Origin of the sequence: Propionimicrobium sp. PCR01-08-3 (assembly GCF_030286045.1) — a bacterium.
GTDB lineage: Bacteria > Actinomycetota > Actinomycetes > Propionibacteriales > Propionibacteriaceae > Brooklawnia.
In genome coordinates, this window is the sequence record NZ_CP127390.1 from 3136479 (window position 1) to 3149623 (window position 13145).

The following is a 13145-nucleotide window of genomic DNA, read 5'->3' on the forward strand; positions in this document are numbered from 1 at the left end:
CGATGAAGACCGTCGTCACGCTGGAGATCGGCTCCACGATCACCAAGGCAAACGCGTTCTACCTGGCTGATGGCCGGTTCACGCATATCGGCCAGGGGTTCGCCTCTACCTCGGTGAAGCAAGGCGATGTCGGCCTCGGCGTGGCGGCGGCCATCGACCAGATGCGCTCCTCGTCGGATGTCCCTACCAGTGGCGTCGAGACATTCGTGAACAGCTCGGCCGCTGGTGGGCTGCGGATGAGCGTCCATGGGCTGACGGCTGGCATGACCGCCCGCGCCGCCAAGGAGGCGGCTTTGGGTGCCGGCGCGATCGTCGTGCAGACCACGGCCGGGTCGATTGATTCGTACGATGTCGATGATCTGCGGGAAGCTCAACCGAATATCATTCTGCTTGCCGGCGGTGTGGATTACGGCGAAAAGGACATCGTCGTCAACAATGCTCGGATGATCGCGCGGGCTGGTCTTGATGTTCCGGTGGTATATGCCGGAAATGTCGCGGTACGTCGCCGCGTGCGAGGCATTTTCGCCGATGCCGGTATCCAGCTGATGTGCGCCGACAACGTCTTTCCGGATGTCGACGTACTGCATATCGAACCGGTCCGGGCGCTCATTCACGAGGTGTTCAACGAACACATCACGAAGGCACCAGGTATGACGGCGCTAGCCGATATCTCTACTTTCGATATCCTGCCTACGCCTGGCGCGGTGCTGCTGGCTACCGAGATATTTGCAGATGCCCTCGGGGATGCCTTAGTGATCGATGTGGGTGGTGCCACTACCGACATTCACAGCGTCACCGACGGCACTCTCGAATGGACAAGTCGGACGATCGATCCTGAGCCGAGGGCCAAACGCACGGTCGAGGGCGATCTGGGCGTGTACGTGAATGCCCACCGGATCGCGGCCTTGACCGGCGATACCGGAGACGAGGAGAGATTCCAGTTCTTGCGGGCTATGCCCGCAGCCGAACAAGAAGTGAGGTTGACCCACTGGCTGACTGAGCATGCGGTGGAAGCCGGGATCCGCCGGCACGCCGGGAGCGTGAACGACTTGTTCACACCCACCGGGAAAGTGCAAATCGTGCGAGGCAAGGATTTGACCGCAGTGCGCTGGATCGTGGGCACGGGCGGTGCGCTAACCCGAGTGCCCGGCGGCGAGGAGATCTTGGCAGGTATCCGACTCGGAGCGGGATCCCGGCTGCTGCCGCCACCTGAGGCGAGCATTCTCATCGATCGAGACTATCGCTTCTCGGCCCTGGGCACGCTGGCGCAGGTCTACCACGATGAGGTCGCCGCGACCTTCGTCGACTGGGTTGCTTCGACGACCGGAAAATCTGGAGCCGCTCTGGCTATCGAGCAAACCGCCGGAGAAGTGACGGAGTGAACCCATGACTACTTGCACACCCAGACTCGAGATTTATCCGGAGCGGATTGCCGGGAACGCTCGGGCACTGATTGCCGAATGCGCCGCGCACGGCATTCAGGTGGCCGCGGTCAGCAAGGTTATGCAGGCCCATCCGGTCGTCCTGGAAGCATTCGCGGACGCAGAAGTGGCGATGGTGGCTGACTCGCGGATCGCGAACCTCGTGCGCGTCACTGAATTCGGGCTGCGTGCGCCACGGCTGTTGCTGCGGCCACCGTCGCCAAGCGAGGCATCTCGTGCTGTGCGGTGGGCGGACTACTCGCTCAACTCATCGGCCGAGACGGTGGCTGCGTTGTCCCGTGCGGCGGTCGAGCAGAAAACCAGACACGCGGTGATCATGATGGTTGATGTCGGTGACTTGCGTGAGGGCATCTGGCCCGATCGGGTGATCGATGAGGTTGCGAAGGCCGCGTCGTTGCCGCAGATCGAACTGGCCGGTTTGGGGACCAATCTGGCGTGTTACGGCGGAGTGCTGCCGAGTGCAGAAAAGATGGCCATGCTGGTGGATCTGCGGGAGCAATGCCGCCAGGCCACCGGGCTGTCGCTGGACCTGCTCTCGGGTGGCAATAGCGCCAATCTCAATCTGCTGGCCAGCGGGGCCATGCCAGACGAGATAAACCACCTTCGGCTGGGCGAGTCCATCATCCTCGGCCGTGAAACTCTCGACCGCAAACCTTGGCGAGGTACTCGGCAAGACGCTGTACGAGTGGTTGCCGAGGTAATAGAACTGGAGCGCAAGCCGTCAGTACCAGTCGGCGAGGTAGGTCAGGACGCCTTCGGACAGTATCCCGTTGTGGTGGATAGGGGCACACGCTGGCGGGCAATTTGCAATCTGGGCCGTCAGGATGCGTCTCCTGACGGTCTCACCCCTCAAGACCCAGGAATCATTGTGGTTGGCGCCAGCTCAGACCACCTGATTCTCGACGTCACCGACGCGAGTAGCGAGGTCCGGCTGGGCAGTGAGCTGAGCTTCTCGCCAAACTACGCCGCCTTGTTGGCCGCCAGCACTTCACCGTACGTACACAAGCAGGCAGTCCGCGCCTGCTGACACGCGATCGGTTTGCAGCCGACAGAACGACTCAATTCGGCACTGACAGCCGAGTCGAACGAGAGAACAGCCAACCCTCAAGACCGCGTCAGAGCACCCAAAAACAGTTGAACAAGACCCATTCAAAGGAGAAAAGGCAGATGAAAATCGGAGTTCCCGCAGAAGTGAAGAACCAGGAGCATCGCGTCTCCATGACCCCGGCAGGCGTGCATCACTTGGTTGCGCGCGGACATCAGGTACTCGTCCAGTCCGGCGCCGGTCTCGGATCCGCGATCACCGATGAGGACTATCGCGCGGCTGGCGCGTCCATCGTCCCAACCGCGGCCGATGCCTGGAGCGAGGCCGAGCTACTGGTGAAGGTGAAGGAGCCGATCGCTTCGGAGTACGGCTTCCTGCGTGATGACCTGGTGCTGTTCACCTACCTGCATCTGGCCGCGGACGAGGCGCAGACCCAGGCCCTGCTTCAGGCGGGCACTTTGGCGATCGCGTACGAGACCGTGCAGACCGATCGCGGCGGGCTTCCGCTGCTGCAGCCAATGAGCGAAGTGGCTGGCCGGCTTTCGACGTTGGTGGGCGCCCAGGCATTGATGAAACACAACGGTGGGCGCGGCGTACTGGTACCGGGAGTCCCCGGTGTGGCGCCGGCCAAGGTTGCGGTGATCGGCGGTGGCACCGCTGGACGTAACGCCGCGCAGATGGCTCACGGTATGCGAGCAGATGTCACCATCTTTGACATCGACGCGGAAACCATGGTCGCTCTGGACGCCGAGTTCGACGGTCAGGTCAAGACCCGGATGTCGACGGCATATGCGATCCAGGAGGCGGTGCGCGAGGCCGACCTGGTGATCGGCGCCGTATTGGTGCCGGGCGCCAAGGCACCAAAATTGGTCACCAACGAGATGGTTGCCAACGCCAAGCCAGGCTCGGTCTTTGTGGACATCGCCGTCGATCAGGGCGGCTGCTTCGCCGATACCCATGCGACGACGCATGCGGAGCCTACCTACCAGGTACACGACTCGGTCTTCTACGCAGTTGCCAATATGCCCGGTGCGGTGCCTGTCACCTCGACCCATGCACTGACCAATGCGACCTTGCCATACATCACCGAACTGGCAGACAACGGCTGGCGCCAGGCACTAAACGCCGATCATGTGTTGGCCCGTGGCTTGTCGACTTCCGCGGGCAAGCTCACCAGCCTGCCGGTAGCCCGTGACCTTGGTCTCGCCGCCCAGTACGTCCCGGCCGACGACGTCCTGGTCGGCTGAAAACCGTTCATCAAGACGAACCCACCTCCACCAATAGCTCGCCGGGCGTGTGTGGTGACGCCCGGCAGGCTCCGGCAGTGCACGAACAAGGGAGTTCACACGTGAGTGATACCGAGATAACACCTGAGGCTGACCTATTGGCCGAAGCCTCGATCGAAGAACGCGAACTCGAACGCGGCCTTTCCAATCGCCACCTGCAACTCATCGCCCTCGGCGGTGCCATCGGCACCGGCATGTTCATGGGATCCAGCCGGACGATCAACGTCGCCGGCCCCTCCAGCATGCTGGTCTACGCTCTGATCGGTTTCTTCCTCTACTTCATGATGCGCGCCATGGGAGAGATGCTCCTGGCCAATCTGAAGTACAAGTCATTCCGCGATATCGCCGAGGACATGCTCGGTCCCGCCGGCGGCTTCATCGTCGGTTGGACCTACTGGTTCAGCTGGATCGTCGCGGCCATGGGCGACCTGGCGGCCATCACCGGTTATGCCCAGTACTGGTGGCCGGAGGTGCCGCTCTGGCTGCCATCGGCGACGTTAGCGGTCGTGCTCTTCCTGCTGAATGTGCTGGCGGTGCGCTTCTTCGGTGAGGCCGAGTTTTGGTTCGCCTTGATCAAGCTCGTGGCGGTCGGCGCGCTGATCATTGTCGCGGCCTGGCTGCTGGCAAGCAGCTTCGTCTCCCCGGAGGGCAACGCCGCACAGATCTCGAACCTGTGGAATGACGGCGGCTTCTTCCCGAACGGCGCTCTCGGTTTCCTGGGTGGTTTCCAGATCGCCTTCTTCGCCTTCGTCGGTCTCGAAGTCGTCGGCACCGCCGCGGCCGAGACCAGAAACCCCGAGCGCAACCTGCCGCGTGCGATCAACGCGATCCCGGTTCGCCTGGCCCTCTTCTACGTGCTGGCGCTGGCCGCCATCTGTGCCGTCATCCCGTGGCGTTCGGTTGTTCCCGGTATCAGCCCGTTCGTGTCGATGTTCGGTCTGGCCGGCTTCGGTGCGGCTGCCTCGGTGATGAACTTTGTCCTGCTGACCGCTGCTGCATCATCTGACAACTCCGGTATGTACTCGACCTCGCGTATGATGTACGGCTTAGCGCTCGACGGGCAGGCGCCAAAGGCATTCGGCAAGTTGTCGAAACGTAACGTGCCGCAGAACGCACTAATCGTCTCGCTAGTGATGCTGATGGGTGGCGTAGCGTTCCTTTACACCTCGGATACCATCATCGAAGCCTTTACACTGGTCACCTCGATCGCCGCGGTGCTCTTCATCTTCACCTGGTCGGTCATCGTCGTCTGCTATCTGGTGTACCGCCGCAAGTACCCCGAACTGCACCAAAAGTCCATCTATAAGATGCCTGGTGGCATCGTGGCGGCATGGGCGGTCATCGCCTTCTTCGTGATCAGCACGGTAATCCTCTGCTTTGACGCGGAAACACGCCAAGCAGTGTTCGTCACGCCGATCTGGTTCGTCGTCATCGGTGTGGCCTACTTCTTCCATTCGCGGCGACTCAAGAATCCTGGCGCTACGCAGACGACAGCAGTCGGCGAGCAACAGGAGTGAACCCATGACCGGGGAACGTATTGCTCTGGTGACCACCGACGCCGAATTCCTCGGTGATGAGGAGCGTGATATCGAGGCGCTGGTGTCTGCGCTGAAGACCCGCAGATTCGAGGTCGAGACCCCGATCTGGTACGACCAGCAAGTGGACTGGTCGGGCTTTGATCTGGCAGTGATGCGTTCACCGTGGGACTACCCGGGACGCTATGCAGAGTTCATGCACTGGCTCGACCAGGTCACTCAGCAGGTGCGCGTCTTGAACCCGCCCGAATTGATCAAGTGGGATATGGACAAACGTTATCTGCAGGATCTGGCGAATGCCGGGGTGCCCTGCGCCCCGTTTGAGTTCTGTACCCGACCGGCACAGGTGGGCGAGGCGATCGCGAACTGTAAGGCCGCCAGCGTGATCGTCAAACCCACCGTCTCGGTGGCCTCCGCCAACACTGGATGGTTCGCCAGCGACGACCCGTCGGCGCTGACGTTGGCTCGCCAGATCTTCGCTCTTGGCAAGACAGTAATGGTGCAGCCTGCCATCGAGCACGTCACCCGGCACGGCGAGAACGCACTGATCTACTTCAACGGCGAGTTCGCCGCGTCCTTCCATAAAGGCCCGATCCTCACTTTCGGCGGTGGCTACATCGGTGGCCACTACATCGAGGACATTTCACGCGGCCACCCGACCGCGGCGGAGATCGCCGTGGGTGACCAGGTGATGGCGGCGATCCAAACGATCGGTCGCGGTCGCGGCTTCTCCAGCGATGCACAGACGCCGCTCTACGCTCGGATCGACGTGGCGATGGCCGCGGGCACCCAGCCTCAGATCCTCGAGGTCGAGGCCTTCGAGCCGGCGTATTTCGCGGACATCATTCCTGAGGTCGCCGAGATCTTCGCCCAGGCGGTGATTGATAGGCTGGCCGCAAGGTAATTTCCCGTCAGGACTTCATTCAGCAAAGATGTGGACGAAGTCGTCCGCATCGGGGAGGAGCCCCAATGACAAACGACATCGATGCGCTGGTTTCAAAGGCGCAGAGTGCGCTAGCAGAATACGCATCATTCACCCAAGAGCAGATCGATCATATCGTCCGCAAGGCGTCGGTTGCGGCGCTCCACAATCACGGCCCGCTGGCTGTGCTGGCGGTGCAGGAGACCGGTCGCGGCATCTTCGAGGACAAGGCCGTCAAGAACATCTTCGCTTGCGAGCATGTGACGAACTCGATCATCAACCAGAAGACCGTCGGGGTCATCTCCCACGACGAGATCAGCGGCATCACCGAGATCGCGGAACCGATCGGTGTGATCTGTGCGCTGACCCCCGTCACCAATCCCACGTCGACGACCATCTTCAAGGCGCTGATCGCCCTGAAGACCCGTAATCCGGTCATCTTCGGATTCCATCCTGCGGCGCAGAAATGCTCGGCCGAAGCCGCTCGGATCGTCCGGGACACGGCCATCGAGGCCGGCGCTCCGGAAGGCTGCGTCCAGTGGATCGAGGAGCCGTCGATGGAGGCGTCCGGGGAGCTCATGAACCATCCCGGGGTCGCTCTCATCCTGGCGACCGGCGGCAACGCCATGGTGCGGGCCGCCTACTCATGTGGCAAGCCGGCACTTGGTGTGGGTGCCGGCAACGTCCCGGCGTTCGTCGAACGCACCGCCGACGTCGAACGTGCGGTCAACGACATCGTGTTGTCGAAGGCGTTCGACATGGGCATGGTCTGTGCATCCGAGCAGGCTGTGATCTTGGACGAGCCGATCGCCGAGCAGGCGTTGGCCGAGTTCGCCAGGCTGCACGCCTATCGGGTGAATGCGGCTGAGAAGCGCATGCTCGAGCAGTTCATCTTCGGAGTGGCCGCGGGGAGCGATGACTGCGATCAGGCGAAGCTCAATGCGACGATAGTGGGCCAGTCTCCGGTTTGGATAGCCAAGCAAGCAGGGTTCCGGGTGCCCGAGGACACCTCGATCATCCTCGCCGAGGTCAGCGGCGTCGGCCCGCAGGAGCCACTGACCCGCGAGAAGCTCTCCCCGGTGCTCGCGGTACTGCGCGCGAGCAGCGTGCAGCACGGCATCGAACTATCGGCGGCCATGGTCGCTTTCGACGGTCTGGGTCATTCTGCCGTCGTCCATTCGAGCGATCGGGAGACGATCACCGCGTTCGCCAAGGCCGTCAAAGCGATCCGAATCATCGAGAACTCCCCGTCGTCCCATGGCGGTATCGGTGACATGTACAACGCCTTCATGCCCTCGTTGACGCTGGGCTGCGGCTCCTACGGACGCAATTCGGTCTCCAACAATGTATCGGCGGTGAACCTGTTGAACATCAAACGAGTGGGACGGCGAAACAACAACTTGCAGTGGTTCAAGGTACCGGCCAGAACCTACTTCGAGCCGAATGCGATCCGCTATCTCGCCGAGATGCGCGGTGTCGAGCGCGTTACGATCGTCACCGACAAGACGATGACCGATCTCGGCTATGTCGATGCGATCACCGGCATACTGAACCGCCGTGAGAATCACGTCCACGTACAGTTGCTGAACCAAGTGCGCGCCGAACCGAAGGTATCCGAGGTGGAGGCGGGGGCGACAGAGATCCGTGCCTTTGGCCCGGACACGATCATCGCCTTGGGCGGCGGTTCACCGATGGACGCGGCCAAGGTCATGTGGCTGCTCTACGAGCACCCCGAGACCCAGTTCTCCGATATGCGCGAGAAGTTCTTCGACATCCGCAAGCGGGCGTTCAGGTTCCCCGAACTTGGCAAGAAGGCGAAGCTGGTCTGCATCCCGACGACTTCGGGCACCGGCTCGGAGATGACCCCCTTCGCGGTCATCACCGATGACCAGACTGGCATGAAGTACCCGCTTGCCGACTACGCGCTGACGCCGGCTGTGGCAATCATCGATCCCGTGCTGACCAAACAACTACCGGGATTCCTGGTGGCCGATGCCGGTTTCGATGCCCTCAGCCACGCTACCGAGGCCTATGTCTCGGTCTACGCGAATGACTATACCGATGGACTCTGCCTGCACGCGATCAAGCTGATCTTCGAGAATATCGAGCGCAGCACCAAGGCCCCACCGAACAGCACTGATTCAGCCGATATCAAGGCTCGCGAGAAGATGCACAATGCTGCATCAATCGCCGGCATGGCCTTCGGCAACGCTTTCTTGGGCATCGTGCACGCGATGTCGCACCCGACCGGAGGTAGATATCATCTCGTTCACGGCCGCACCAATGCCGTATACATGCCCGAAGTGATCCGTTACAACGGCAGGGTACCCACGAAGCTCAACAGCTGGCCGAAGTACGAGCGATATATCGTCCCCGAGCGGTTCCAGGAGATCGCGGTCCATCTGGGTCTGCCGGCCTCGACTCCCGCCGAGGGCGTCGAAAGCTACGCGCGGGCGGTGGAGGACTTGCGCGACCGCGTCGGCATTGAACGCTCTTTCCGTGATCAGGGCGTTGACGAGGAGACGTTCATCAACGGACTCGACGATCTCGCGATGGCGGCCTATGAAGACCAGTGTGCTCCGGCGAACCCGCGGATGCCGATGCTGGAGGATATGAAGATCTTGATGGAAGCGGCCTACTACGGGATCTCGTTTGAGGAAGTGGTGGCCCGGCATCGGGCCGAAACCGAGCGCCTCAGCGAGCAGATCGACGAGGTCATCGAAGCAGCCGGGAAGGTCAGTGAGTGAAAATCAGCGCGAGCCGCGGCGGCTGACGAACTGGGCGCGGGTGTAGCGGGCGATCGCGGCGGTGTTCCAGGAATCTGTAGCTGCTCCCACGCCGCCGCCGATCACCGGAATGCGCTTCGCGACCAGGCCGATGGCCTGCTTGCCGCCGGTCGAAGTGAGCAGCGCGGTCATCACCCGTTGTGAGATCAATTGTTCGAGCCGGTAATCGATGCCGGGCGCGGTGGCCAGCACCAGCGGGCTGCCGGGCAGGTCGCCGTGAGCCACCAGCTCATCGACGATGCGCTGGCCGAGAAGCGTCGTCACAACGGCATGCCTGACCCGCGAGTCGTCCAGATCATAGCCGCGAAGGTGAGCGATCGCCGCAACCATGCGGGTCTGCACCAACGCGACACCGGCAAGGTTGGCGGGGGCCCCGATGATCAGGGTCGCGATGCCGCCGAGGTTGGTCACGAATCCCTGCGCACCCGAAAGGGTCACGTGGCCGGTCGTGACGGACGAGATCGCGGCCTCGACCGATCCCTTGTTCTGCAGCTGCTTACCGGCTGCGGCCCGAGCGCCGGGGAACCAGTCGGTTCCGTCGATGGCGAAGCCGACGAGCGTGCGGAGCAGGCGAGCCGTGACATCTGGTGCGTCGATGGGTGCGGCGCCGATGATCGATTTCCCGAATCCGTCATTCTCGGCCATGATGTGCTCCCCGTTCATGCGCGGTCGTCACCCGCTGTTTCGTAAAGACCGCGCGGGCCATTGCGTCCACATGGCCTGTTGACTTGTGCCTGCTCGATAGGTGGTTATGGGCCATGCTCCCACTCGTGTCCAACTGCCACCACGCTAGTACGTGCTAGCCACGGGCCGAAATGCTGCCTCCCCGATTTCGCCCGGGTTCATCAGATCGGACGAGCAGTCATGCGGGTAGCGTTAATTCTTCGAGCTATCGCTATCGCGATCGCTGTGCCCAATACTGTGAATAGTGCGCGCACGGGCGTGCTCAACCTCGTCGGGCGACCTATATGGCCGAGTGGAACTGACCTGGCCCGATAAGATCACGCTCTCGCATTCCGGCTAGGATGCATCGCAGTCTGATATCGGTGCCTTGGCCCGCCCCTGAAAGGCCACCATGGAACCGAACGAAAGGAGCCCGCATGGCTGAATACGCGCGACTCGAAGTCGACGGGCACGTCTATGAGCTACCCATTCTCACCGGAACCGAGGGGGAGCGGGCCGTCGACATCAGCAAGCTTCGCACCCAAAGCGGCTTGATCACCCTCGATGACGGCTACGGAAATACCGGTTCGTGTTCGTCCGAAGTTACCTTCATCGACGGCGATGAGGGAATTTTGCGCTATCGCGGATATCCCATCGAAACCCTCGCTGAACATTCGAGTTTTGTCGAGACAGCTTATTTGTTGATCTTCGGGCACCTGCCCACCCAGGCCGAACGCGAGCATTTCAGCGATTTACTCACCGAATACTCGGCGCTGCACGAATCGATGATGAAGCACTTTGATGCTTTCCCTACCAATTCGCATCCGATGGCCATCATGTCGGCGATGATCAACTCGTTGTCGACCCATGAGCGTCCGAAGATCGAGCCGGGAGACGATGCGGCGCTGGAGATCTACGCGGCCAAGCTGATCAGCAAGATCCGGACGATTGCGGCTGCTTCATACAAGTCGAGCATCGGCCAGCCGATCATCTACCCACGTCCCGACCTGCGCTACGTCGACAATTTCTTACACATGATGTTCTCGCTTCCCTACAAGGAATACGAAGCATCCCCAGAAGTCAGCCATGCATTGAACATGTTCTTGGTGCTGCATGCCGATCATGAGCAGAACTGTTCGACATCCACCGTGCGGATGGTCGCCTCGGGCGAAGCGAACCTCTACGCGGCATGCTCGGCCGGTGTGGTGGCCTTGTGGGGCCCCAAGCACGGTGGCGCGAACACCGAGGTCGTCACGATGCTGCAGCGGATGCGGCGTGAGGGTATTTCACCCCAGGAATTCTTGAATCAGGTCAAGGACAAGAAGAATAATCGGCGTCTGATGGGCTTCGGCCACCGGGTTTATCGTAACTTCGACCCACGGTCGAAGATTCTGCGCGGTGCTGCCGATCGTCTGCTGACGGCGATGAAGATCGATGATCCTCTGTTGGGTATGGCGCAAGAACTTGCTGATCTCGCGTTGAACGACGACTATTTCGTCGAACGCAAGCTTTACCCGAACGTCGATTTCTATTCCGGTGTCATTTTGCGCGCCATCGGTATTCCGCTGAATATGTACACGGTCATGTTCTCGATGGGACGCATGCCCGGCTGGATCGCCAACTGGAAAGAAATTCACGACAATCCCGGTCAGAAGATCTATCGTCCGCGCCAGCTTTATGTGGGCAGCGAGAAGAGGGAGTGGGTGCCGCGGCACGCACGCTGAGTGTCAGTGCCGGGTGCCACACTGGAAACATGTCGATGCAGGCTTTCGGTCCACCAAGTACGTGGCCGAGCCAGGACCTCATCGCGTTCAGCGACGAGTTCGACCTGCCGATGACACTGGCCGCCTACTGTTCGGGCGCGTTCCCGATGCCGCTACACGACGCGAGTTTCGACGCCCGCATGGGATGGTGGTCGCCCATGCGGCGAGGCATCATCGAGTTGGACGATCTGAGGGTGACCAAGAGCCTGCTCAAATCGGCACGCCACTACACGACGACCATTGATGCCGCTTTCGATGAGGTTCTGGAGCGCTGCGCCGAACCGTCGCGTCCGTTCGGCTGGATCGACGACGACATCCGCGAGATCTTCACCCAGGCCCACCACGAAGGCGTCGTCCACTCTGTGGAGACCTGGGATTCGTCCGGACGCCTGGTCGGCGGTCTGTATGGGGTGAGCTTGTGGGGGCTGTTCGCCGGGGAATCGATGTTCCACGACCCCGAGCGTGGACGCGATGCCTCGAAGGTGGCTCTGGTGCGGTTGATCAACGAATTGCGCGGCCGGCCCGACGGCACCGCCTTGCTCGATGTGCAGTGGCTGACCGATCACCTGGCGAGCCTCGGCGCAAGCGAGATATCGCGCGCCGACTACCTCGAACGCCTGGATGTCGCCCTGCAGGAGCCGCAAACCGTATGGTCTGCCCTGAGGCTGCCGGGCGACTGGCGAATGCAACGCACGGCATAGCTCGCCTATTTCCATCCGATCCGCGGCGGCCCAAGCACGTGGCTTTCGGTCGTCCGCATGACGCCTTCCGCGGTATCGGCCCGGACTGATCCAGAATGACGAAGAGCTGGGCTCGCGCGAGAGCGCTAATCTTTTCCTCAGCCAGGGCCGACCCATTGGATGGGAGACGCTGGCCACCCGAGTTCACTTGAACGCGGTTGAAGAGTCTGGGAGGCCTGATGAGTCGCGAGAACCTGGTGGACGCGACGGCCTCCGCGCTGATCGACCGGGTCTTGGCCGGTGACTTTGCCGATGGTGCACTTCCCAACCAGGAAGCCCTCGCCCGTGAGTGTGGGGTAAGCAGGCTGACCGTCCGTGAGGCGATGAAGGGCTTGGAGCAACGGGGAGTCATCCGGGTCGCCCATGGTGTGGGAACCTTCGTGGTGCCGGCCGAGCACTGGCGCGACATCGATGCCATCGCCCGGCTACAGCGCCTCGACCCCAAGGGCACCGGGGTATCGCGCCAGCTCATCGAGGTCCGCCGGATGATCGAGATCGGCGCCGCCGAATTGTGCGCGGCCCGTTGCCCCGACTCGGTTCTCGAAACGCTGGAATGCTGTGTCCAGAAGATGCGCGCCGCCGCCGAAGACAGCGATGTCGACACGTTCGTGGACGCGGACATCGATTTTCATGACACGATCCTGCAAGGAACGGGAAACCCTTTCGTCGCCGCGATCTTCGACCCGATGCGCCCGACCTTGGAGTTCTCCCGGACGCAGACCTCGTCGGTCGCCGACATTCGCGAGCATGCGATCGCCGAGCACCAAGGCGTGTTGGACGCGATCGTCGCCCGCGATCCGGAGGCAGCTGGCCGCGCGATGACCTCCCACATGGATCAGACCCAGCGCGACCTGGAAACCTACGTGCTGTCGCGCTGAGGTTCTGTCTCGGCAAGGTGTGGGAACGCGCCTCAGTGCACTCTAGATTTCGGACTGGACCGTGGCTCGCCGGCCAATTGCAATC

General features: G+C 61.8%; 10 protein-coding genes. 9 read left to right on the plus strand and 1 reads right to left on the minus strand.

Features of this window, described 5'->3' with window-relative positions:
• The first annotated feature begins 2 nt into the window (after positions 1-2).
• The 6 genes from QQ658_RS14560 to adhE all read left to right on the plus strand — a co-directional run bounded on the left by QQ658_RS14560 (position 3) and on the right by adhE (position 8977).
• On the plus strand, positions 3-1382 hold the full coding sequence (locus QQ658_RS14560; protein WP_286025557.1) for a glutamate mutase L: 1380 nt from the start codon (positions 3-5) through the stop codon (positions 1380-1382).
• A gap of 4 nt (positions 1383-1386) precedes the next feature.
• Positions 1387-2469: an alanine/ornithine racemase family PLP-dependent enzyme gene (locus QQ658_RS14565; RefSeq protein WP_286025558.1), complete on the plus strand. Its 1083-nt coding sequence runs from the start codon at positions 1387-1389 to the stop codon at positions 2467-2469.
• Positions 2470-2609: 140 nt separating this feature from the next.
• Positions 2610-3734 carry an alanine dehydrogenase gene (gene ald, locus QQ658_RS14570; protein WP_286025559.1) on the plus strand — a complete coding sequence of 375 codons (1125 nt, stop codon included), beginning with the start codon at positions 2610-2612 and terminating at the stop codon, positions 3732-3734.
• 101 nt (positions 3735-3835) lie between these two features.
• Positions 3836-5290, plus strand: coding sequence for an amino acid permease (locus QQ658_RS14575; RefSeq protein ID WP_286025560.1), 1455 nt, complete (start codon positions 3836-3838; stop codon positions 5288-5290).
• A gap of 4 nt (positions 5291-5294) precedes the next feature.
• Positions 5295-6212, plus strand: a complete 918-nt coding sequence (locus tag QQ658_RS14580; RefSeq protein ID WP_286025561.1) for an ATP-grasp domain-containing protein — start codon at positions 5295-5297, stop codon at positions 6210-6212.
• A 65-nt stretch (positions 6213-6277) separates the two neighbouring features.
• Positions 6278-8977 carry a bifunctional acetaldehyde-CoA/alcohol dehydrogenase gene (adhE, locus tag QQ658_RS14585; RefSeq protein WP_286025562.1) on the plus strand — a complete coding sequence of 900 codons (2700 nt, stop codon included), beginning with the start codon at positions 6278-6280 and terminating at the stop codon, positions 8975-8977.
• Between the two features lie 3 nt (positions 8978-8980).
• Here the strand turns inward: adhE and QQ658_RS14590 are convergent, their stop codons facing one another.
• Positions 8981-9661, minus strand: a complete 681-nt coding sequence (locus QQ658_RS14590; protein ID WP_286025563.1) for an EcsC family protein — start codon at positions 9659-9661, stop codon at positions 8981-8983.
• Between the two features lie 392 nt (positions 9662-10053).
• Between QQ658_RS14590 and QQ658_RS14595 the strand changes: the two genes are divergently transcribed.
• The 3 genes from QQ658_RS14595 (at position 10054) to QQ658_RS14605 (ending at position 13060) form a co-directional block, all read left to right on the plus strand.
• Complete coding sequence (locus tag QQ658_RS14595) at positions 10054-11403, plus strand: citrate synthase (protein ID WP_502928973.1); 1350 nt, start codon at positions 10054-10056, stop codon at positions 11401-11403.
• Between the two features lie 29 nt (positions 11404-11432).
• Complete coding sequence (aat, locus tag QQ658_RS14600) at positions 11433-12143, plus strand: leucyl/phenylalanyl-tRNA--protein transferase (RefSeq protein WP_286025565.1); 711 nt, start codon at positions 11433-11435, stop codon at positions 12141-12143.
• Between the two features lie 218 nt (positions 12144-12361).
• Positions 12362-13060, plus strand: a complete 699-nt coding sequence (locus QQ658_RS14605) for a FadR/GntR family transcriptional regulator (protein WP_286025566.1) — start codon at positions 12362-12364, stop codon at positions 13058-13060.
• Positions 13061-13145 lie beyond the last annotated feature (85 nt).

Bases quoted from the DNA above. Each gene is read 5' to 3' on its own strand.
- QQ658_RS14560 (WP_286025557.1), top strand. From the start codon at position 3: ATGAAGACCGTCGTCACGCTGGAGATCGGCTCCACGATCACCAAGGCA.
- QQ658_RS14565 (WP_286025558.1), top strand. From the start codon at position 1,387: ATGACTACTTGCACACCCAGACTCGAGATTTATCCGGAGCGGATTGCC.
- ald (WP_286025559.1), top strand. From the start codon at position 2,610: ATGAAAATCGGAGTTCCCGCAGAAGTGAAGAACCAGGAGCATCGCGTC.
- QQ658_RS14580 (WP_286025561.1), top strand. From the start codon at position 5,295: ATGACCGGGGAACGTATTGCTCTGGTGACCACCGACGCCGAATTCCTC.
- adhE (WP_286025562.1), top strand. From the start codon at position 6,278: ATGACAAACGACATCGATGCGCTGGTTTCAAAGGCGCAGAGTGCGCTA.
- QQ658_RS14590 (WP_286025563.1), bottom strand. From the start codon at position 9,661: ATGGCCGAGAATGACGGATTCGGGAAATCGATCATCGGCGCCGCACCC.
- aat (WP_286025565.1), top strand. From the start codon at position 11,433: ATGTCGATGCAGGCTTTCGGTCCACCAAGTACGTGGCCGAGCCAGGAC.
- QQ658_RS14605 (WP_286025566.1), top strand. From the start codon at position 12,362: ATGAGTCGCGAGAACCTGGTGGACGCGACGGCCTCCGCGCTGATCGAC.